The 20,352-nt window shown below is 66.1% G+C and carries 15 protein-coding genes and 10 tRNA genes; 18 read left to right on the forward strand and 7 right to left on the reverse strand.

From position 1 onward, the window contains the following. A tRNA-Asn gene (locus LWH48_RS10510) sits at positions 1–76 on the forward strand. Between the two features lie 28 nt (positions 77–104). Continuing rightward, positions 105–180 (forward strand) — tRNA-Asn (locus LWH48_RS10515). A 181-nt stretch (positions 181–361) separates the two neighbouring features. On the opposite strand, the gene LWH48_RS10520 is transcribed toward LWH48_RS10515, so the two are convergent. Continuing rightward, positions 362–2,434, reverse strand: coding sequence for a carboxy terminal-processing peptidase (locus LWH48_RS10520; protein WP_442908311.1), 2,073 nt, complete (start codon positions 2,432–2,434; stop codon positions 362–364). 133 nt (positions 2,435–2,567) lie between these two features. Between LWH48_RS10520 and LWH48_RS10525 the strand changes: the two genes are divergently transcribed. Then, positions 2,568–3,866 (forward strand): M18 family aminopeptidase, encoded by a 1,299-nt coding sequence (locus LWH48_RS10525; protein WP_232912530.1) that lies wholly within the window; start codon positions 2,568–2,570, stop codon positions 3,864–3,866. Between the two features lie 101 nt (positions 3,867–3,967). On the opposite strand, the gene LWH48_RS10530 is transcribed toward LWH48_RS10525, so the two are convergent. Next, a tRNA-Met gene (locus LWH48_RS10530) sits at positions 3,968–4,044 on the reverse strand. A 126-nt stretch (positions 4,045–4,170) separates the two neighbouring features. On the opposite strand from LWH48_RS10530, the gene LWH48_RS10535 reads away from it, so the two are divergent. The 12 genes from LWH48_RS10535 (at position 4,171) to LWH48_RS10590 (ending at position 10,948) form a co-directional block, all read left to right on the forward strand. Next, a tRNA-Glu gene (locus LWH48_RS10535) sits at positions 4,171–4,246 on the forward strand. Positions 4,247–4,270: 24 nt separating this feature from the next. Continuing rightward, a tRNA-Gly gene (locus tag LWH48_RS10540) sits at positions 4,271–4,345 on the forward strand. Between the two features lie 3 nt (positions 4,346–4,348). After that, positions 4,349–4,424: transfer RNA gene (locus LWH48_RS10545), tRNA-Glu, on the forward strand. Positions 4,425–4,490: 66 nt separating this feature from the next. Then, positions 4,491–4,565 (forward strand) — tRNA-Gly (locus LWH48_RS10550). A gap of 98 nt (positions 4,566–4,663) precedes the next feature. Next, positions 4,664–4,739: transfer RNA gene (locus LWH48_RS10555), tRNA-Glu, on the forward strand. 27 nt (positions 4,740–4,766) lie between these two features. Further along, positions 4,767–4,841 (forward strand) — tRNA-Gly (locus LWH48_RS10560). Positions 4,842–5,098: 257 nt separating this feature from the next. Further along, positions 5,099–6,079: an ABC transporter ATP-binding protein gene (locus LWH48_RS10565; protein ID WP_232912531.1), complete on the forward strand. Its 981-nt coding sequence runs from the start codon at positions 5,099–5,101 to the stop codon at positions 6,077–6,079. Then, positions 6,076–6,849 (forward strand): ABC transporter permease, encoded by a 774-nt coding sequence (locus LWH48_RS10570; RefSeq protein WP_232912532.1) that lies wholly within the window; start codon positions 6,076–6,078, stop codon positions 6,847–6,849. The genes LWH48_RS10565 and LWH48_RS10570 overlap by 4 nt, the downstream gene beginning before the upstream one ends. After that, the gene (queF, locus tag LWH48_RS10575) at positions 6,846–7,679 is read left to right on the forward strand and encodes an NADPH-dependent 7-cyano-7-deazaguanine reductase QueF (RefSeq protein ID WP_232912533.1); all 834 of its coding nucleotides are present in this window, start codon (positions 6,846–6,848) and stop codon (positions 7,677–7,679) included. The genes LWH48_RS10570 and queF overlap by 4 nt, the downstream gene beginning before the upstream one ends. Before the next feature lie 80 nt (positions 7,680–7,759). Continuing rightward, positions 7,760–8,320: a nitroreductase family protein gene (locus LWH48_RS10580; RefSeq protein ID WP_232912534.1), complete on the forward strand. Its 561-nt coding sequence runs from the start codon at positions 7,760–7,762 to the stop codon at positions 8,318–8,320. Position 8,321: 1 nt separating this feature from the next. Then, entirely contained in the window at positions 8,322–8,825 is a 504-nt protein-coding gene (locus LWH48_RS10585) for a YiiD C-terminal domain-containing protein (RefSeq protein WP_232912535.1), read from the forward strand. 86 nt (positions 8,826–8,911) lie between these two features. Beyond that, complete coding sequence (locus LWH48_RS10590) at positions 8,912–10,948, forward strand: putative bifunctional diguanylate cyclase/phosphodiesterase (protein WP_232912536.1); 2,037 nt, start codon at positions 8,912–8,914, stop codon at positions 10,946–10,948. Positions 10,949–11,030: 82 nt separating this feature from the next. Here the strand turns inward: LWH48_RS10590 and LWH48_RS10595 are convergent, their stop codons facing one another. The 3 genes from LWH48_RS10595 to LWH48_RS10605 form a co-directional block, all read right to left on the reverse strand. Next, on the reverse strand, positions 11,031–11,765 hold the full coding sequence (locus LWH48_RS10595) for a helix-turn-helix domain-containing protein (RefSeq protein WP_232912537.1): 735 nt from the start codon (positions 11,763–11,765) through the stop codon (positions 11,031–11,033). A 138-nt stretch (positions 11,766–11,903) separates the two neighbouring features. After that, entirely contained in the window at positions 11,904–12,908 is a 1,005-nt protein-coding gene (locus LWH48_RS10600) for a GGDEF domain-containing protein (RefSeq protein ID WP_232912538.1), read from the reverse strand. Then, complete coding sequence (locus LWH48_RS10605; protein ID WP_232912539.1) at positions 12,905–15,619, reverse strand: EAL domain-containing protein; 2,715 nt, start codon at positions 15,617–15,619, stop codon at positions 12,905–12,907. The genes LWH48_RS10600 and LWH48_RS10605 overlap by 4 nt, the downstream gene beginning before the upstream one ends. 410 nt (positions 15,620–16,029) lie before the next feature. Between LWH48_RS10605 and LWH48_RS10610 the strand changes: the two genes are divergently transcribed. From LWH48_RS10610 to LWH48_RS10620, 3 genes are all read left to right on the forward strand, one after another. Next, positions 16,030–17,532, forward strand: coding sequence for an SLC13 family permease (locus tag LWH48_RS10610; protein WP_232912540.1), 1,503 nt, complete (start codon positions 16,030–16,032; stop codon positions 17,530–17,532). Positions 17,533–17,829: 297 nt separating this feature from the next. Then, positions 17,830–19,005 (forward strand): hypothetical protein, encoded by a 1,176-nt coding sequence (locus tag LWH48_RS10615; protein WP_232912541.1) that lies wholly within the window; start codon positions 17,830–17,832, stop codon positions 19,003–19,005. Positions 19,006–19,096: 91 nt separating this feature from the next. Continuing rightward, complete coding sequence (locus LWH48_RS10620; protein ID WP_205743541.1) at positions 19,097–19,648, forward strand: Fic/DOC family protein; 552 nt, start codon at positions 19,097–19,099, stop codon at positions 19,646–19,648. On the opposite strand, the gene LWH48_RS10625 is transcribed toward LWH48_RS10620, so the two are convergent. Together LWH48_RS10625 and LWH48_RS10630 are read right to left on the reverse strand one after the other, a co-directional pair. Next, positions 19,626–19,790 carry a hypothetical protein gene (locus LWH48_RS10625; protein WP_170293779.1) on the reverse strand — a complete coding sequence of 55 codons (165 nt, stop codon included), beginning with the start codon at positions 19,788–19,790 and terminating at the stop codon, positions 19,626–19,628. The two genes, LWH48_RS10620 and LWH48_RS10625, sit on opposite strands and share 23 nt — an antisense overlap. Before the next feature lie 403 nt (positions 19,791–20,193). Next, positions 20,194–20,281 (reverse strand) — tRNA-Ser (locus LWH48_RS10630). Positions 20,282–20,352: the final 71 nt, after the last annotated feature.

Below are 20,352 nucleotides of genomic sequence, written 5' to 3' on the forward strand. Positions count from 1 at the left end.
TCCTCGATAGCTCAGTTGGTAGAGCAAGTGACTGTTAATCACTGGGTCGCAGGTTCGAGTCCTGCTCGAGGAGCCAACCGCCCGTCATCGCCTCCTCAGGTCATTCCCGGATAGCTCAGTTGGTAGAGCAAGTGACTGTTAATCACTGGGTCGCAGGTTCGAGTCCTGCTCCGGGAGCCACCTTCTTTCCCCCTGCACTAGCCACACCCTTGTATCACGACTCCTGTCCGGCCAAGCTCCGGCGTTTCAGCGTGTTCGTTCGTTGGCGGTGACGGCGATCTGCCGCTGTGTAGTGACGAAGCATCCACGAAAAAGGCCGCCGCCCATGGGCGACGGCCTTGTATCGGCAGGGTGGGGCGATTCAGTCGCGGTGGGCGAAGCGGAAGTTGCTCTCCAGCTGGGCGTAATCGAGCAGGATCTGGGCCGCTTCCTGGACCTGCACCTGCTCCACCGGCTCCTCCTCCTGTTCTTCGCCGCTCTCATCTTCCTCGCTCCGGGCGTCGATCCACTCTTCCAGGGGTTCCAGGCCCAAGGCTTCGCGGCGCTGGTTCTCCAGGGCCAGCTGTTCGGCCTCCTGGGCTTCGGCCTCCTCCTGGCGGAGCTCACGGTTGAGGCTGAGGCTGGTGGTCTCCTCGCGCATCCGGCGGTTCAGCTCGGCCTGCTGCTCGAGATAGCGGAAGTTGGGGTGGGCCTCGGTGCGCTGGCGATGGCGGTCGCGCAGCGACTCCAGGAAGCGCCACGGCTCGCCGTACTCGCGGTACTGCACCGAGCGCACGGTGTCCCAGTCCAGGGCGTTGTCGAGGCTGCTCTCGCCGATCAGCTCGGGGTCGATCAGGCTCGGGAAGATGATGTCCGGCTCCACGCCGCGGTGCTGGGTGCTCTCGCCGGAGATGCGGTAGAACTTGGCGCGGGTCAGCTTGATCTCGCCGTGGCTGAGCTCGTTGAGGGTCTGCACCGTGCCCTTGCCGAAGGTGGGGGTGCCCACCACCAGGCCGCGACCGTAGTCCTGGATGGCGCCGGCGAAGATCTCAGAGGCGGAGGCCGACAGGCGGTTGACCAGCACCACCAGCGGGCCGTCGTAGGCGGCGCCGGTCTCGGTATCGCCGTAGAGACTGATGCGCCCGCGGGCATCGCGCACCTGGACGGTGGGCCCGCGATCGATGAATAGCCCGATCAGCGAGTTGGCCTCCTGCAGCGCGCCGCCACCGTTGTTGCGCAGGTCGAGCACGATGCCCTCGATTCCTTGCTCCTGGAGTGACTCGATCTCCTTGGCCACGTCGCGGGTGGTGCTGCGGTAATCCTCCTCGCCGGCCTGCCAGGCGTCGAAGTCGACGTAGAAGGTGGGGACCGTGATCACTCCGACACGGTGAGTGCCGTCGTCGCGCTCGAGCTCGATCACCTCGCTCTGGGCGGCCTGGTCCTCGAGCTTCACGGTGTCCCGGGTGATCTGCACCTCCTTGGAGCGGGTCATGTCCACCGCCTGGGCGGGCACCACGTCGAGACGGACCACCGAGCCCTTGGGGCCACGGATCAGCTCCACCACCTCGTCCAGGCGCATGCCCACCACGTTGACCATCTCGCCCTCTTCCTGGCCGACCCCGACGATGCGGTCGGCGGGCTCGAGCACGCCGGCCCGTTCCGCCGGCCCGCCGGGCACCAGGCTCGATACCTTGACGTATTCGCCGTCGGCCTGGAGCAGGGCGCCGATGCCTTCCAGCGACAGACGCATCTGGATATCGAAGGACTCCCCCTGGCGAGGGGAGAGGTACTCGCTGTGGGGGTCGATGGTGCTGGTGACCGCGGCCATCAGCAGGCCGAAGACATCTTCCGGCTTGGTCTGGCGCAGGCGGTTGAGTTGGCCCTCGTAACGCTGGCGAAGGTTGGTCTCGATCTGCTCGTCGTCCTGGTCACTGATCGCCAGGGTCAGGGCGGCGTTCTTGAGGCGGCGGGTCCACAACTCGTCGAGGGCCTGGGTGCTCTCCGCCCAGGGTGCATCCTCGCGGTCCACTTCCAGGCGCTGCTGGCCGTCATAGGTGAAGTCGAGGCCCTCGTCGAGGCGCGCCAGCAACCATTCGAAGCGTGCCTCGGCGCGCTCGTGGTAGCGCTGATAGAGCGCGAAGAAGGGGGATAGCTCACCATCGAGCAGGGCGTCATCGATCTGCTCTTCCAGCGGGAGGAACTCCGCCACGTCCTGTACGGTCAGGAAGGCGCGCTGACCGTCAAGCACGTCGAGATAGCGCTCGAAGGCCTGGCGTGACCAGTTGTCGTCCAGGCTGACGTCGGCGTAGTGGCCGTAGCGCAGCGATTCGGCCACTTCGGTGGCGACCTGGCGCTGGGCGTCGGTGGGTTCTGGCTGTGCCAGGGCGACGCCGGCGGTCAGCAGCAGGCCTGCCAGCACGGCCATGGATCGTCCCGTATGGGCAAGCGGGCTCATCGATGAAGCACTCCCGGTTTGATGTACACTCATTTCCCTTGACCCTGATCCGGCCCGCGAGTTGCGCTGGCCGAGGATGCATTGTAGCAGCTTACCTGCTGCGCCCATCACCTCCAGCCCAGAGGAACCCATGTTGTCTCAGGACGATCTGCTCCAGCGGCTTCTCGACTTCCTGCATCGCTCGCCCACCCCCTGGCACGCCACCGCCAACATGGCCGCGCGCCTCGAGGAGGCCGGCTTCCGGCGCCTCGATGAGCGCGAGGCCTGGGCGCTGACGCCCGGCGAGCGCGTCTATGTGACGCGTAACGACTCGTCGATCATCGCCCTGCAGCTCCCCGAAGGCAGGCTCGAGGCGCTACGCATGATCGGCGCACACACCGACAGCCCCGGGCTACGGCTCAAGCCCAATGCCGCCCAGACCGGGGCAGGCTGGCTACAGCTCGGCGTCGAGGTCTACGGGGGGGCGCTGCTCGCCCCCTGGTTCGACCGCGACCTCGGTCTCGCCGGACGCGTCCATGTGCGCCATCCCGACGGGTGTCTCGAGGGGCGGCTGCTGCATGTCGACCGCCCCGTGGCGATCATTCCCAGCCTCGCCATCCACCTCGACCGCGAGGCCAACAACGGGCGTGCACTGAACGCCCAGACCGAGATGGCACCGGTGCTGCTGCAGGGTGGTGAGCTGGGCGATTTCGAAAAGCTGCTCAAGGCGTGGATTGCCGAGCAGCACGGCCTGGCCGACGTCGAACTGCTCGACTTCGAGCTGGGATTCCATGACATGCAGCCGCCGGCACGGGTGGGTATCAACGGTGAACTGATCGCCAGCGCCCGGCTCGACAATCTGCTCTCCTGCTTTATCGGCCTGGAGGCGCTACTGGCCAGCGATGGCCGGCAAGGGGCGTTGCTGGTGGCCAACGACCACGAGGAGGTGGGGAGTGCCAGCGCCTGCGGCGCCCAGGGACCCTTCCTGGGGGACGTGCTGCGTCGGGTCAGCGAGCAGCTTGGCGACGGCAGCGAGGAGGGCTTTATCCGTCTGATCCAGGCCTCCAGGATGATCTCCTGCGACAACGCCCATGCGCTGCACCCCAACTTCCAGGACAAGCACGATGCCGCCCATGGCCCGGCGCTCAACGGGGGCCCGGTGATCAAGGTCAATGCCAGCCAGCGTTACGCCACCAACAGCGCCACCGCAGCGCTGTTCCGCGACCTCTGTCGCGAGGCCGAGGTGCCGGTGCAGAGCTTCGTGACCCGCGCCGACATGGGTTGCGGCAGCACCATCGGGCCGATCACCGCCACCGAGCTGGGTGTGCCGACCCTGGACGTGGGGGTGCCCCAGTGGGCCATGCACTCGATCCGCGAGACCGCGGGCAGCGAGGATGTGGCCTACCTGACGCGGGTGCTGGCCGCCTTCTGCAATCGCGCCGAGCTGGCCTGACCCCTGCCGGCCGCCGGTAAGGCGGCCGGCTGCCTGTTGCGCGAAGCCCGAAGCCAAAAAAGCCCGCCTGACGATGTCAGGCGGGCTTTTCGGTGTCTGGCTGGTGGCTACGCCCTGATTCGAACAGGGGACCCCATCATTATGAGTGATGTGCTCTAACCAGCTGAGCTACGTAGCCAGCGGCGCGTACTCTATCTTCCGCGGGGCGGGCTGTCAACTGCCTGATATGGAAGGCATGCCAAGGCTTGACACCCTGCCGAGGGCTCGATAATATGCGCGCCACCTCGACGAGGCGAGACATTGCGTCCCATTCGTCTAGTGGTCCAGGACACCGCCCTTTCACGGCGGGAACAGGGGTTCGAACCCCCTATGGGACGCCACTCGACTCATCAGGTAACCGTAGTGCGGGAATAGCTCAGTGGTAGAGCATCGCCTTGCCAAGGCGAGGGTCGCGAGTTCGAATCTCGTTTCCCGCTCCATGCGTCCCATTCGTCTAGTGGTCCAGGACACCGCCCTTTCACGGCGGGAACAGGGGTTCGAACCCCCTATGGGACGCCACTTCTTCGGCTGCAGCAGCGAGTCGTCGAGGGCGCCGGTTGAAAGAGAAATAGTAGTGCGAGACAAGCGGGAATAGCTCAGTGGTAGAGCATCGCCTTGCCAAGGCGAGGGTCGGGAGTTCGAATCTCCTTTCCCGCTCCAACGGTGCGGTAAGAGAGCCAAGGCTCGGGTCAGGATCTGGAACGCCAGCCCGGTCGAATCTCCTTTCCCGCTCCATCTTCTTGAAAAGAAGATTTTGCGTCCCATTCGTCTAGTGGTCCAGGACACCGCCCTTTCACGGCGGGAACAGGGGTTCGAACCCCCTATGGGACGCCACCTCGCTCGCTCAGCGGTACCGATCAAGCGGGAATAGCTCAGTGGTAGAGCATCGCCTTGCCAAGGCGAGGGTCGGGAGTTCGAATCTCCTTTCCCGCTCCAATCGGTCACCTGCAACAGGCCAAGGCTCGCGTCAGGAGCTGGATCGCCAGCCCGGTCGAATCTCCTTTCCCGCTCCAATCGGAACCTCCCCCCCCCTAATTTGATGTTGCTTCAGTCTGCCGATGCGCAGGCCATTTTGTGTGCCTGTCATCCGGGCGTGGCCGCCGCCGGCTTGAACTTCATGCCAGGCGCCCCCATATCGATATGCCTTTGCGGCATGCCCGCCATCGAACCCCGAACCGTTTCAAGGATTGCGCATGGCCGAACCGGCTCTGTCCATCCGTGGCCTGACCAAGGTCTACGGCAATGGCTTCCAGGCCCTGAAGGGCATCGATCTCGACGTCGCCGAGGGGGACTTCTTCGCGATGCTCGGCCCCAATGGTGCCGGCAAGTCCACCACCCTGGGCGTGGTCTCGTCGCTGGTGCAGAAGAGCGCCGGCCAGGTGTCGATCTTCGGCATCGATATCGACCGCGACTTCGCCCGCGCCAAGTATCACCTCGGCGTGGTGCCTCAGGAGTTCAACTTCAACCAGTTCGAGAAGGTCATCGACATCGTGCTTGCCCAGGCCGGCTACTACGGCATGTCGCGGCGCGAGGCGCTGCCCCGTGCCGAGGAGTTGCTGCGTGACCTGGGGTTGTGGGACAAGCGCAACGGCAGCGCACGGATGCTCTCCGGCGGCATGAAGCGCCGGCTGATGATCGCCAGGGCGCTGATGCACCGGCCGAAGCTGCTGATCCTCGACGAGCCCACCGCGGGCGTCGATATCGAGCTGCGCCGCAGCATGTGGGAGTACATGCGCCGCATCAACCGGGAGCAGGGCACCACCATCATCCTCACCACCCACTACCTGGAGGAGGCGGAGAGCCTGTGTCGCAACGTGGCGATCATCAACCATGGCGAGATCATCCGTAACACCAGCGTGCGCGACCTGCTGACGGAGCTGGATACCGAGACCTTCCTGTTCGACCTGGCCCATCCGCTGGAGCAGGTGCCGGAGGTGTCCGGCTTCGAGGTCAGTCAGTCGGAGCCCGCCCAGCTCAGCGTGGCGGTGCATCGCGGCCAGCGCCTCAACGACATCTTCGAGGCGCTCTCCGCGCAGGGCATCCAGGTGGTCTCCATGCGCAACCGTGCCAACCGCCTGGAGGAGATGTTCGTCAGCATGGTGGAGCAGGGCAACCAGGCCCTGGACCGGGCCGCCGAGGCCAATGCCGGAAAGGACAAGGAGGCGCGCGCATGAATCCCCGTCAGATCGCCATCGCCCTGTGGACCCTGGTGGTCAAGGAGATCAAGCGCTTCACGCGCATCTGGCCGCAGACCCTGCTGCCGCCGTCGATCACCATGACCATGTACTTCATCATCTTCGGCAACCTGATCGGCTCGCGCATTGGTGAGATGGACGGCTACAGCTACATGGACTTCATCGTCCCCGGGCTGATCATGATGTCGGTGATTACCAACAGCTACTCCAACGTCGCCTCCTCCTTCTTCTCCAACAAGTTCCAGCGCAGCGTCGAGGAGATGATGGTGTCGCCGATGCCCAGCTGGGTGATCCTCTCAGGCTTCGTGCTCGGCGGCATGGCCCGCGGCCTGGGTGTCGGGCTGATCGTCACTATCGTGTCGCTGTTCTTCACCCGCATCAGCGTGGCGCACCCGCTGCTGACCCTGCTGGTGGTGGTGCTCACCGCGGCACTGTTCGCCATCGGTGGCTTCATCAACGCGCTGCTGGGCAAGAAGTTCGATGACATCTCCATCGTGCCGACCTTCATCCTGACACCGCTGACCTATCTTGGCGGGGTCTTCTACTCGATCTCGCTGCTGCCGGAGTTCTGGCAGGGAGTGTCGATGCTCAACCCCATCCTCTACATGGTCAACGTCTTCCGTTACGGCTTCCTGGGTGTCTCGGACATTCCGGTGGGCTGGGCGCTGGCCGCCATCCTCACCTTCATCGCGGTGCTCTTCACCATCGCCCTGCGCATGCTGGAGCGCGGCCAGGGGATCCGCTCATGAACCGGCGCCCCGAAACCCTCGCCGACGCCCCCCTGGGGCGCGAGTCCGCCTACCCCGAACACTACGATGCCGGGCTGCTCTATCCCATCCCCCGCGCCGCCAACCGCGCCCCGCTGGGCATCGAGGAGGGCGCGCTGCCCTTCGTCGGTGAGGACGAGTGGCACGCCTTCGAGGTCAGCTGGCTCAACGCCCGCGGCAAGCCTGTGGTGGCCGTGGCGCGCTTCCGGTTGCCGGCGGATTCGCCGAACCTGATCGAGTCCAAGTCCTGGAAGCTCTACCTCAACGGCTTCAACCAGAGCCGCTTCGCCAGCCGTGAGGCGGTCATCGAGATCCTGGAACGGGACCTGTCGCGGGCCGCCGGGGCGCCGGTGTCGGTGGAGCTCTTCGCGGTCGACGACGAGGCGCTCGCGGCGCGCCGGCTGCCCGGCGAGTGCCTGGACGACCTGGATATCGCTATCGACGACTACACCCCCAGCGCCGAGCACCTGTGCGTCGGCGACGAGGTGGTGGAGGAGACCCTCCACTCCCACCTGCTCAAGTCCAACTGCCCGGTCACCGGGCAGCCTGACTGGGGCAGTGTGCTGATCCGCTATCGCGGGCCGCGCCTCGACCGCGAGGGACTCCTGCGCTACCTGGTGGGTTACCGCCAGCACCAGGACTTCCACGAGCACTGCGTGGAACACATCTTCATGGACCTGATGGCCCGCGCCCGGCCCGAGCGGCTGCTGGTGCTGGCGCGTTACGTACGCCGTGGCGGGCTGGACATCAGCCCCTGGCGCGCCACCCCGGGAGAGCATCCTCCGACGCCGCTGCGCCTGGCCAGGCAGTAGCGGTCGGCACGACAGCCCGCCGGCACACTGGTAGAGTGACGAGAAAGATTCTCGTGGGACGACAGCCAAGGGAGAGACCGATGGATGCGATGACGCTGCTGCATGAACGCAGCTCCATGGGCAAGCTGATGGGGCCGCCGCCCGACACCGAGCAGCTCGAGGCCATCTACCGGGCGGCGCTGCGTGCGCCGGACCACAAGGAGCTGCGCCCCTGGCGCTTCATCGAGTTCTCCGGCGAGGGCCGCGAGCGCCTGGGTGAGCTGTTCGCCGAGGCGGACTACCGCGAGGACCCCCACGTCGGTGACGCCGCCCTGGACGCCGCCCGCAAGAAGCCGCTGCGCGCGCCCATGGTGATCGCGGTGATCGCCAGGGTGACCCCGGACGTGCCCAAGGTGCCGAAGATGGAGCAGGTGATCTCCGCCGGCTGCGCCGCCCACGCCATCCTGCTCGCCGCCCACGCCCTGGGCCTCGGTGCCATGTGGCGTAGTGGCAAGTACGCCTTCGATCCGGTGGTGCGCAAGGGGCTGGGGCTCGAGGAAGAGGACGAGGTGGTGGCCTTCATTTACCTGGGTACCTTGGGTGGGCGCCACAAGCCGATCCCCGAGCACGATATCGAGAGCTTCGTGGAGCGCTGGCGCTGAGATGCGCGAGGTCGGTGTTCCCCATCCGCGCCTCCCGCTGCCGTCCCCCGGCGGCGAGGATGACCCCGCCGAGTTCCTGACCTGGCTCGGCGAGGCGATTCCCATGGTGGCCCATCTCGGCATCCGCGAGATGCGCCGCGACGGCGATGTACTCCACTGGTCGCTGGCCCTCGCTCCCAGCCTCAACGACAAGGGCACCGGCTTCGGCGGGGCGCTGGCCGCCCAGACGACCCTGCTCGGCTGGTGCTGGACCACCCTCTGGCTGCGTCGTCACGGGCTCTCCCGCGATGTCGTGGTGGCCGAGGCGACCCAGCGCTTCCTGGCCCCGGTGACCGGCGACTACCGTCTGGAGTGCCTGCCCGAAGACGAAGCGGGGCCCGATCGCCTCACCACGAGGCTGGCCGACAAGGGCCGCGGGCGCATCGCCCTGGTGCAGCGCCTGTGGTGCGGCGACACCCTCTGCCTGGAGGCGCGCGGCGACTACGCAGTACTGCCAGCTGCTTGATGCAGATCATGACGGCGTCATAACCCATTGTAAAAATTTCATGATCTGTGACAAGCTTTCCCCCGGTTCATCCTGGGGTAATCCTGTTGCCATCCACCTCACCCACTTTCCCCGGCACGCGGCCGCATGTCTCGCGTGCCCGTGCGTTTCTCCTCTACGGCGCCGTGCTGGTCGTGACCGGCCTGGTGATGGGCTGGTCCCTCAGGAGCGTGACGCGCCAGCTATCTTCCTGTGGCCCTGGCACCGACGCCTATCCGGCGCTTGCCGATTGCAGTCTGCAGCAGATCCTCTGGCATCAGGTCGCCCTCCTGGGAGGAGGCTGGCTGTTCCTGGCCCTGGTGGGTTTTGTCGCCCTGCGCCGGCACCTGAGCCTGCTGGCTGCCAAGGACCGCCTCCGCGAGGAGACGAGGCACCGCGCCGAGGCCCAGCGGCGTGTCGAGGAGAGTGCCGCGGAGCTCAAGATCGCCGCCATGGCCTTCGATACCCATCTCGGCATGTTCATCACCGATGCCGCTGGGCGGGTGCTGCGTACCAACCCCACCTTCAGCCGTATCACTGGCTACGCCGCAGATGAGGTCAAGGGCCGTAACCCCAGCATGTGGGCCTCCGGTCGTCACGATTCCACCTTCTATACCGAGATGTGGCAGACCATTGCCGCCGAGGGCAGCTGGCAGGGGGAGGTATGGAATCGGCGCAAGAGCGGCGAGGTCTACCCCCAGTGGCTGACCATCAGCGCCATGCGCGGCGATATGGGCGAAGTCCGCCACTATGTGGCGACCCTGAGCGATCTTTCCGAGGCCAAGGCGGCGGAGTCCACCATCCAGCGCCTGGCGTTCTACGATCCGCTGACCGGCCTGCCCAATCGTCGCCTGTTGCTCGACCGCCTGGGGCAGGTGATCAGCCACAGCCGGCGCCGCAATCACTACGCCTCCCTGCTGCTGGTGGGTCTGGACAACTTCAAGGCCTATAACACGACCCTCGGGCACGCCAGCGGCGACACCCTGCTGCGCCGCCTGGCCGAGGTGCTGCGTGGCAGCCTGCGTGAGAGCGACACCCTGGCTCGCTGGGGCGGTGACCAGTTTGCCCTGCTGGTTCAGGACCTGGGGGACGAGCCGGCCCACGCCGCCCGGGGGGCCGAAAGGCTGGGGGAGAAGCTATTACGCGAGATCGCCTGCACAGCGGGTGGCGGCGACGAGAGCCTGCCACTCACGGCCAGCATCGGTATCTCGCTGTTTCATGACGACGACCTGGATGGCGCCGAGGCGATTCAGCAGGCCGAGCTGGCCATGTACGAAGCCAAACGCGAGGGTGGTGCGGCGCTGCGTTTCTTCGACCATGCCATGCAGACCAGCGTGACAGAGCGTGCTCATCTTGAGGCCGATCTGGACCGGGCCCTGGAGGGAAACGAGCTGAGGCTCTTCTACCAGCCCAAGGTCGATACCACGGGCGTCACCGTGGGGCTGGAGGTGCTGCTGCGCTGGGAGCACCCTGTTCGCGGCATGGTCTCGCCGGGGGTGTTCATCCCCCTGGCCGAGGAGAGCGGTCGCATCGTCGCCATCGGCGGCTGGGTACTGGAGAGCGCCTGTCAGCAGCTGGCGCAATGGGCCGAACAGCCACAGCGACGGGATCTGACCATTTCGGTCAACGTCAGCCCGGTGCAGTTTCGCCAGGCGGGTTTCGTCGACAGTGTGCGCGAGATCCTGGCGAGAAGCGGTGCCGATCCGCGCCATCTGGTGCTGGAAGTGACCGAATCGCTGTTCCTGCAGGATCCGGAGCAGGCCCGCGATACCATGCTGGCACTCAGCGCGCTTGGTGTGCGCTTCGCCCTGGACGATTTCGGCACCGGCTACTCGTCGCTTGGCTACCTAAAGCGTCTTCCCCTCGACGAACTCAAGATCGACCAGAGTTTCGTACGGGACCTGCTCGAAAGTTCCGCCGATGCCGCCATTGTCGAGACCATCATCGCCCTGGCCGACAGGCTGGGGATGCGGGTGATCGCCGAAGGCGTGGAGACCAAGGAGCAGGCGAACTGGCTGCGGGAGCATGGCTGCCGGCGCTTCCAGGGTTACCTCTATGCGCGGCCGGCGCCGCTCGAGAAGATCATGGCCCGAGGTGGAGGATAAGCTGACCCATCTCGCGGCTGTCGCGGGGCAGGCATCATCAAAGTGCCGGTGGCGGGCTCGGCCAGGCAGACAGCGTTCGCGCTCAGCTCTCCTCGAGGATGGCCCGCAGCCCTTCGAGGGAGAGGATGGTCAGCTCTCGCGTGGCAATCTGGATCACCCCCTGGCGCTGGAAACGCCCCAGCACACGACTGACCGTCTCCAGAGCCAGGCCGAGGTGGCTGCCGATGTCACCGCGGGACATGGCCAGGCGGAACCGGTAGCGGCTGCAGCCGCGTTGCTGGAAGCGTTCGGAGAGCCCCAGCAGGAAGCCGGCCAGGCGCTGCTCGGCGGTGCGTCCGGACATCAGGCAGAGCTGGCGCTTCTCGCCGCGCAACTCGCGGCTCATGCGATGAAGAAGCGACTCACTGAGGGAGGGGTTGTTGCAATACAGCTCGCGCAGGCGCGCATAGGGCAGCTCACAGACGAAGGTGGTTTCCATCGCCACCACCGAGGCGGGACAGTGAGATTCGCCGATCCCTTCCAGGCCCACCGTTTCACCCGGCAAGTAGAATCCCACCACGTGTTCCAGCTCCTGGCCCAGCGGCCTGACCACCTGCTTTAGGCTACCGCTGCGCACCAGATAGAGGCTGGTGAAGGCATTGCCCTGGGTGATCAGGGATTCACCACGCTTGAGCGGGCTGGGCTTGTCGAGCATCGAGTCGAGCCGCTCCAGTGCATCCGCGGAGAGGTCCTGAGTCAGGCAGACCCCATGCAGGCTGCAGGCGTCACACTGGGCGCCCGGCAAACGGGTGCCGGGGTCCTGTTCGGTGGCGGTCATCTTTCGTCCTTGGATGTTGCCGATCAAACCTTGACCCAGGTCAGCCTAGCCCACCATGGCGAAATTTAATAGGCGGATAGGCGTGCCCAGGCAGGTGGCCTGCAAGGTAAAGCGGGTATGGGGTGGAGGGCAGCAACGCTAACGCGCCTTGCGGGCCCGCTTGCGTGTATACATCTCGGCATCCGACAGCTGCAGCAGCGTCATGGCATCGGTATCACTTGGCGTCGAGGTGATCACGCCGACGCTGGCCCCGGGATACTGGATGCGCTCGCCGCAGACTCGGAACTCGCCGGCGGTCAGAGCCTCCAGCGCCGCCTTGAAGGCTTCACGCTCGGCCGGTGGATGCTCGCCTGCCTGGCGCACGATCACGAACTCGTCGCCGCCGAAGCGTGCCACCAGGTCGTCGGCCTGACACCCGCCGACCAGGCGGTGGGCCATCTCGATCAGGAAGCGGTCCCCCGCGTCGTGGCCATGTTGGTCGTTGATCGCCTTGAAACCGTCGAGGTCGATGAAGGCTACATGCAAGCGGCCGCCGGCGCCCGCCGCCTGCTCGAGGCGCCGCGTCAGCTCCTGGAGCAGCGCGCGGCGGTTGGCGATGCCGGTCAGCGGGTCGGTGTTGGCATGCTGGGCCAGGGTGCGGTTCTCGCTGACCAGCTGGCGCAGCAGGCGTTCGCTGTCCACGTAGCGGGCGATCAACTCGGCGAAGGTGTCCAGCGTCTCCATTGCCTCCGCCGACACCTCGATGGCCTGGTCGCTGGCCGCGCAAAGGGTGCCCAGCAGCGTCTCGTCGCCCAGGCGGATCGGTTGGCTGAGGTAGGTCTGGAGGCCGAGCTCGCGCGCCGCCTCGGAATCCCCCCAGCAGCTCGCCACGTCGGCGGTGTAGCGCTGCCCCTCGAGGATCGCCCGGCGGCAGAGGGTGTCCTCCCAGGGCACCGACAGCCCCTCGGGCAGCTGCAGACTGCCGCTGTTCCGGGCATACAACACCCGCTGCACGCCGGCCTGTTCGTCGATCAGCGTGAAGTAGGTGGAGTGCAGCCCGGTGACCTCCTCCAGCAGGCGTAGCAGCGGGCGTATTACCGCCTCCAGGCGCGCGCCGAGTACTGGCGTCTGCAGCAGCGACTGCGGGTCGACTCGGTCGTTCATTCGGCCTCCTCGGAATCCGTGGGTGTCGCGGGGCCGAGCCACTCTTCGGCGAACGCTTCGGCCGCGAGCGGACGGCCGAAGTGGTAGCCCTGGGCCTCGTCGCAGCCCATCTCGGCGAGCGCCTCGGCCTGCTCGGCGGTCTCGACCCCTTCCGCCACGGTCTTCATGCCCAGCGCCTGGGCCATGGCGATGACGGTGTCGACGATGGTGCGGTCGTGCGGGTTTGCCAGCATATGCCGGACGAAGGACATGTCGATCTTGAGCGCCTGGGCGGAGAAGCGGCGCAGGTAGGCCAGCGACGAGTAGCCGGTGCCAAAGTCGTCGATGGCCAGGGTGAAGCCCGCCTTGCGCAGTGCCTGGGTGATGACCACCGCCTGCTCGGGGTCGCGCATGAAGTCGCTCTCGGTGAGCTCAAGGGCGATGGCGGTGGTGGAGAGCCCGGCGGTCAGGCGCTGGATATGCTCGGCCAGGTGAGGGTCGGCGAACTGCTGGGCCGAGATGTTGAGCGAGAGCCTGCCGGGCAGCGTCAGCCCCTGTGCGCCCCAGGCCAGCAGCTGGCGGGTGGCCTGCTCCAGCACGCGGTCTCCCAGCGGGCGGATCAGCCCGCGCTCCTCGGCCAGGGGAATGAACTCGCCGGGGCTGACCCAGCCCCATTGGGCATCCTGCCAGCGGCACAGCGCCTCGGCGCCGGTCAGCTCCCCCGTGCGCAGGTCGATCTGGGGCTGGTAGTACAGCGCCAGGCGGTCCTCGCGGATGGCCTCGCCGAGGCGCTCGGTCATCTGCTGGCGGCGCTCCAGGTCGCGATGCATGGAGGCGCTGAAGGGGCAGACCCCATCGTCCTCGCGCTTGGCGTGATAGAGCGCGATGCTGGCCGCCTTGAACAGCTCTCCCGGCGTTCGCGCATCGCGCGGGTAACCCGCCAGGCCGATGGAGACCCGCAGCGAGAAGGCGTGGTGCTCCAGGTAGATGGGCCGTGCGATGACCCCGCGCATGCGGGCCACGCACTGTTCGATGCGTTCCGGGGTGGCATCGGGAACCAGCAGGGCGAACTCGTCGCCAGAGAGTCGCGACAGCGCTTCGCCCGGCGCCACCGAGCGCTGCAGGCGTCCCGCCAGGGTGGCCAGCAGGCTGTCGCCCAGCTGGTGGCCGTGGAGGTCGTTGATCTCCTTGAAGCGCCGGATGTCCAGCAGCAGCAGGCCCAGCGGCTTCAGCTCACGCTCGGCGGCGTCGCGCATCGCCACCAGGTCCTCCATGAAGCGCACACGGTTGGCGAGCCCCGTGGTACCGTCGAAGTAGGCGAGCTGGCGCATGCGCGAATGATCCTGGCGACGCTCCACCTCCGCCGCGGCGCCGCTGGAGAGGATACGCAACACCGAGGAGGCGAAGCCGTTGGTCTCCGGCGGTTCCCGGTAGAGCACCACGATGATGCCCACCGGCTCACCCTGGGTGTTGTCCAGGCGCCGACCGATCCAGGCGGCCTGCTCCTCGGCCAGGCCCGGCCAGCGCAGCGGCGGATCCGCCTGCTCGGCACATTCTGGCGTCGTCATCAGCGCCGCGAAGGGCGAGGCCGAAAGGTCGAAGGCGTGGTTCTCCAGGCGCCCGCCATCGCCCACCGCGCTGACGGTGGTGAGGTGGCAGGGCGCGACCGAGGCCGTGCCCTGTCGTCGGGAACCCTGCTGGGTGAAGGTGGCGATGAAGCCGGCATCGGCCTCGAGGATCTCCACCAGGTGGCGCACCAGCTTATGGAAGTAGCCGTCACCGATGCGTGTGGTGATCGCCGCCGCCACTCGCGCCACGGCATCCTGCACACGCTGGGCCTCGTACTGCTCGGTGATGTCGCTGATGAAGCCCTCCAGCACCTTCACCTCGCCCTCGGCGTCGTAGAGCGCCTGGCCCTGCTCCAGCATCCAGCGCCACTGCCCGTCGGCGATGCGCAGCCGATAGACGACCCGAAAGGGGCTGCGAGCGGCGACGCCTTCCTCGACGGCGGTATCCACTTTGGCGCGGTCCAGCGGATGGATCAGCGCCGCGTAGCTGACCTCGCGGTTGTGCAGCAGCGCCTCGGGCCGATAGCCGGTCAGCGCCTCGGCGCCCTGGCTCACCACCAGCATGGTCCAGTCGGCGTCGTTCAGGCAGCGGTAGGCCATGCCGGGCAGGTGGTTGAGCAGCGTCTCGAGACGGCGCTCACTCTCGCGGGCCACCGCCTCGCTCCTCTGCAGCGCCTGGCTGGTCTGGCTGCGCTCTATCTGGGCGCTCGCCTGGGCCGCGGCGATATGCAGGATCTCGGATTCGAGGCCCGCCAGCTGCATGAGGCGATTGTTGAGTACCGCCAGCAGGCCCAGCGGTCGGCCGTCCAGGGCGAAGAGGGGGAGGCCCAGATAGCTCTCCGCCCCGAGCCGCTGCAGCAGCTCGTCGTCAGGGAAGCGCCGCTGAACGCCTTCGGGATAGAGGCAGACCTCCTGGCCCGCCACCGTCTCGCAGGGCGTGCCGGTCAGGTCGTAACTGAGGTTGGGTGCCAGCCCGCCCTGCGACCACACCGCCAGGGTGTGCGCGCGATGATCGTCGCCGACCCGGGCCACCAGCACGTGGTCCACGTCGAGGATCTCCGCCAGCTTCGCCACCAGGGTGACGAAGAAGGTATCGCCGGTGGCGCGGCTCATCCCGTCTGCCAACAGCCGGAAGGCGGCTTCGGCGGTCACGCGGGCTTGCATCGCTTCATCCTTGTTCCAATGGTACTCCAGGCACACGACCACCATAGCATTTCGGCACAGTGCGCAAGGTGAAGCTTACTTCGCCTCCGCGTCGTCCGATTGATGCCTGGGCTGCCATCCAATGGCTCTCTTGCCTTTCACTTCCCGTGTGATGGCGTTACCGGAATCGTCCATTGGTCTCAGTACGATCTGCCATGTAGGCAGGGATTGCCCCGGCTCCGCTGCCTTACGCCTGGCATATCCATGTTTGGCTATGCTTTTCAATACATTGATTTTATGGGGTTTGATTTAGGGTTTTTCTATACTTACCGAACGAGTGAGGTATGCCCTCCAACTCCCTCGGTATTGGCCGAGCCGCTGAGGCAGCGATCACACTTGCCGGTCACGTCATGCGGACTCAGGTGAAGATCATGTCGCAAACCACCGGCGCGGCCGAACGGACGCCCTATACCGAAGCGGCTGCCTTCAAGCCATTCTCCCTCGTGCTGGGGCTCGTCATTGGCCTGGGGGTGTTCTTCCTGCTGCCCGAGTCATTGGCCGTCAACGCCCGTATCGTGGCGGCCATCGCCATGCTGATGGCCACCTGGTGGATGACCGAGGCCATCCCGATCCCTGCCACCTCGCTGCTGCCACTGGTGCTGTTCCCCTTCTTCGACATCGCCTCGGTGGGGACCACGGCCTCACCCTATGCGCACAGTATCGTCTTCCTGGTGCTGGGCGGGGTGCTGCTCGGCCTGGCGACGCAGCGCTGGAACCTGCATCGACGCTTCGCCCTGCTGACGGTGCTCACCGTGGGCACCAGGCCCGCGCAGATCGTCTTCGGGCTGATGTTCGCCAGCTGGTTTATCACCATGTGGGTCAGCAACACCGCCACCGCGGTGATCATGGTGCCGATCGGCGGCTCCATCATTGCCCTGGTGAAGTCGCTGGGGAATGGTGAGGACACGCCCAAGTTTTCGGCCGCCGTTCTGCTGGGTATCGCCTACGCCATCACCATCGGCTCCATGGCGACACTGATCGGTCAGCCGCCCATGGCGCTGATGCGCGCCTACATGGAAGACACCCATGGCCTGTCCATCGGCTTCGGCCACTGGATGCTGATGGGCGTGCCGTTCTCCGCCACCATGCTGGTACTGGCCTGGTTCGTGCTGAACAAGGTCGTGTTCCGTGCCGAGGTCGAGGACATCAAGGGCGGCCGGCAGATGATCGAGTCCGAGCTCAAGGCCATGGGGCGACTGACCCCGGAAGAAGGGCGGGTGCTGATGGTCTTCGCCGGGGCGGTCTTCTGCTGGGTGTTCCTGCCGCTGATCGCAAGGATTCCTGCGGTGCAGGGCGCGCTGCCGTGGCTCTCCAACATCAACGACACCAGCGTAGCGATCCTGGCCGCGATCCTGATGTTCGTGATTCCGGCCTCCAGGGGGCAGGGCGCGCTGCTGGAGTGGACGGCCACCCGCGACGTCCCCTGGGGCGTACTGATCCTGTTCGGGGGTGGCCTGACCCTGTCAGCGCAGTTCACGGCCACCGGGCTGAGCATCTGGATCGGTGAGAGTGTATCGGGCCTGTCGGGGCTCCCGCCGATCATGATTCTGGCCGTCACCGCCATCGTGATCATCCTGCTCACTGAGCTGACCAGTAACACGGCCACGGCGGCGGCCTTCTTCCCGATCATGGGGGCCATAGCCGTCGGGCTGGGTATCGAGCCCTTCCTGATGACCATCGTGGTGACCTTCGCCGTCAGCTGTGCCTTCATGCTGCCGGTGGCGACACCTTCCAACGCCGTCGCCTTCGCCACTGGGGATCTGCCGATCAAGAACATGATCCGCGCCGGCATCTGGCTCAATGTGATCGGCCTGCTGGTGATCATGGTGGCGCTCTACACCATCGTGCCACTGGTCTTCGACGTCTCGTTCTAACCTGATAAGCGATGCTCTCGACGGCGCCCTTGTGGCGCCGTCGTCCTTCGTTTACCTCGTCTCCCTGTCCCCTTTCCAGAGGGTTCCCCTCACGGACCCTCCAGCTCCCACCATCCGGCCATGGTCTTCCCGCCCCAAGTTTGATGAGATAGGTGCCAGTCACCACGGCCGTCTGAGACGGCCGGCTCATCGCACAGGGAACCGCCATGACCACCTTCGACAGCACCAAGCGCTCGCTGCCCGATGGTGCTCTCGCCCAGTAACCACCGAGGCCCGGAAAAGACAGGGACAGCACCGATGCCTACTTACGGAAATATCCTCCTCCGACAGGACGAGAATGGCGCCTTCACCACCGCCCGGCGGGCACCGCTTGGCTTCACCGATGGCCGCAACGAGGCCTGGCTTCGGGATCTGCTCGCCGGCAACCCGGACCTGCTGCCCATCGAGGAGGTAGATTCCTCCTTCGCCCCGCTGGTACCGCTGTGTACCGAGCTTTCGACCGAGGCCGGCCCGGTGGATGCGGTCTTCATCAGCCCTTCGGGCCGGCTGACGCTGGTGGAGTGCAAGCTGTGGCGCAACCCCGAGGCGCGGCGCAAGGTGATCGCCCAGATCCTCGACTACGCCCGGGCCGTGTCCAGCTGGAGCTACGCCGACCTGCAGCGCAGGGTCGCCACTGCCACGGGGCGCAAGGGCAACGTGCCCTTCGAGGCCGCTCGGGAGCTGCAGCCGGACCTCGACGAGGCCGCCTTCGTGGATGCCACCGCCCGCGCCCTGCGCGAGGGGCGCTTCCTGCTGCTGATCGCCGGCGGCGGCATCCGCGAGGGCATCACCGGCATGGCGGACCTGATCACCCGCAACGCCGCTCTCGGCTTTAGCTTCGGTCTGGTGGAGGTCGCCCTTTACCAGTTCGGCGAGCAGGGCCTGGTGGTCCAGCCGCGGGTGGTGGCCAGGACCGAGACCCTCGAGCGCACCTTCGTGCAGCTGCAGTCCAGCGATGGCGGCGCGCTCCAGGAGGTCACAGAGGAGGGAGACGTCGAGGTGGGAGGCGAAGCCCCCTCAATGAGCGACGAACGCGCCTGGTGGGAGCCGCTAACGCGCATCACCTTCGACGACCCGGAGCAGGAGTCGCCGACCTACCGGCCCCGCAACCATGTCCGGGTAGCCATGCCCTATCCGGGGATCTGGCTTACCGCCTACCGTTCGATGGGAGATGGCGTCTGCGGCGTGTTCTTCACCGGGGCAAAGTCGGAGGCCAGGCAGGTGCTCGACCGCCTCAACGAGGAGCGCGAGCAGATCCTCGCCGAGCTCCCGGAAGGCGCCGACAACCGGCGCTCCAGTGGCCAGCCCGGTTACGCCAGCTATGCTCGACTCAGTGACTTCGCCAGCGACGACGAATGCCGTGAGTGGCTGGCGCAGCAGCTCAACCAGTTCGTCAACGCCCTGCGCCCGCGGTTGAAGGCAATGGGCCACTGACGCGGCTTTGAGCCGAGGGAGCGCCTCGATGAATCGGTATCGCACCACAGGATCACAGGGCAGCGCCGAGCCCGGCTCAGGTGGCCGGGTCATGGCCAACAAGCTCGGCATCACCGATCAGGAGAGCCTGGACGAGGCCGAAGCCGAGCTGCTGCTGAAGCTGTACGAGGAGGTATTCGGCTCATTGGCAGAGGATCAGCCGCTTGATACCGCACTGCTCAAGCACTGGCATCAGCGCTGGCTCGGCAGCCTCTACGACTGGGCGGGAGAAGAGCGCCAGGTCAACCTGGAGAAGGATGGCTTCCCCTTCGCCGCCGCGAGACAGCTGCCCTTTCTGCTGCGCGAGCTGGATCAGAAGTGGCTGAGCCGGCTGACGCCTTGCAACGGCATGAGCCGCGAGGAGGCGATAGGCGCCATCGCCCAGGTCCACGTCGAGCTGATCCTGGTGCATCCCTTCAGAGAGGGAAACGGCCGCATAGCCCGTCTACTGGCCGATGCCATGGCCTATCAGGCGGGGCTGGGGCTACTGAATTACGATGACTGGAGAGTGAACAAGGAGGCCTACATCCAGGCCATCCATGCCGGACTCGCCGGCGACTATGCGCCGATGGTGGAGCGGGTCAGGCAAGCGGCAGGGACTTGAAGCGGGACTTGCCGGAGCGAAGACGGGCTTCGATGCCGCGGCTGGCCTCGCCGGTTTCCACGGCGGTAGAGGAGGCGACGCTCTTCAGGAGGGCGTCACGGCTCACGGTACGGCGCTTCTTGGGGGAGCGGGATGTGGTCATGCCTGTCTCTCCTTGCTGATATGCTCATTTTACGCGCATACCGCGCCCCCTGCATCAAACACCTACAGCACCTTGGAGTCACGGTATGGCAGGACCCGAGAACACGGATGTCGAGAAGCCCTTTATCGACCAGCTGGTGGGGCAATGCTGGGAGTTCCTTGCCGGCTCGGTGACGATCCCGCCGTGATCCACCTCGAGAACTTCGCCCAGGTGGTGATGGAGCCCCTGCTGCGCGAGCGGCTAAATGAGAAAGATCAACCTGTGTGATGGCGCCAGGCTGGAAGAGCACGCCCAACGCACGGGTGTGGCCCATCACGGCATACAGCCAAAGCGGAGATCTACGAGGGAAAACCGTCAGGCAAAGAAAAAGCCGCTGATTTCTCAGCGGCTTTTTGCAATGCGGTGGCGGAGGGGGAGGGATTCGAACCCTCGAAGCCTTTCGACTTACACACTTTCCAGGCGTGCTCCTTCGACCACTCGGACACCCCTCCGCATTGTGGTTCTCACGCCCGGGCAGCTGGGCCTTTCGCGTCAGAACGGCGCATATATTATCGACCTAAGT

The organism is Halomonas sp. G15, from assembly GCF_021282295.1.
Classification (GTDB): Bacteria; Pseudomonadota; Gammaproteobacteria; order Pseudomonadales; family Halomonadaceae; genus Halomonas; species Halomonas alimentaria.

Excerpts from the sequence above, each read along its gene's own strand:
- LWH48_RS10520 (WP_442908311.1), bottom strand. The coding sequence starts at position 2,434 with ATGAGCCCGCTTGCCCATACGGGACGATCCATGGCCGTGCTGGCAGGC.
- LWH48_RS10565 (WP_232912531.1), top strand. The coding sequence starts at position 5,099 with ATGGCCGAACCGGCTCTGTCCATCCGTGGCCTGACCAAGGTCTACGGC.
- LWH48_RS10570 (WP_232912532.1), top strand. The coding sequence starts at position 6,076 with ATGAATCCCCGTCAGATCGCCATCGCCCTGTGGACCCTGGTGGTCAAG.
- queF (WP_232912533.1), top strand. The coding sequence starts at position 6,846 with ATGAACCGGCGCCCCGAAACCCTCGCCGACGCCCCCCTGGGGCGCGAG.
- LWH48_RS10580 (WP_232912534.1), top strand. The coding sequence starts at position 7,760 with ATGGATGCGATGACGCTGCTGCATGAACGCAGCTCCATGGGCAAGCTG.
- LWH48_RS10585 (WP_232912535.1), top strand. The coding sequence starts at position 8,322 with ATGCGCGAGGTCGGTGTTCCCCATCCGCGCCTCCCGCTGCCGTCCCCC.
- LWH48_RS10595 (WP_232912537.1), bottom strand. The coding sequence starts at position 11,765 with ATGACCGCCACCGAACAGGACCCCGGCACCCGTTTGCCGGGCGCCCAG.
- LWH48_RS10600 (WP_232912538.1), bottom strand. The coding sequence starts at position 12,908 with ATGAACGACCGAGTCGACCCGCAGTCGCTGCTGCAGACGCCAGTACTC.
- LWH48_RS10605 (WP_232912539.1), bottom strand. The coding sequence starts at position 15,619 with ATGCAAGCCCGCGTGACCGCCGAAGCCGCCTTCCGGCTGTTGGCAGAC.
- LWH48_RS10610 (WP_232912540.1), top strand. The coding sequence starts at position 16,030 with ATGTCGCAAACCACCGGCGCGGCCGAACGGACGCCCTATACCGAAGCG.
- LWH48_RS10615 (WP_232912541.1), top strand. The coding sequence starts at position 17,830 with ATGCCTACTTACGGAAATATCCTCCTCCGACAGGACGAGAATGGCGCC.
- LWH48_RS10620 (WP_205743541.1), top strand. The coding sequence starts at position 19,097 with ATGGCCAACAAGCTCGGCATCACCGATCAGGAGAGCCTGGACGAGGCC.
- LWH48_RS10625 (WP_170293779.1), bottom strand. The coding sequence starts at position 19,790 with ATGACCACATCCCGCTCCCCCAAGAAGCGCCGTACCGTGAGCCGTGAC.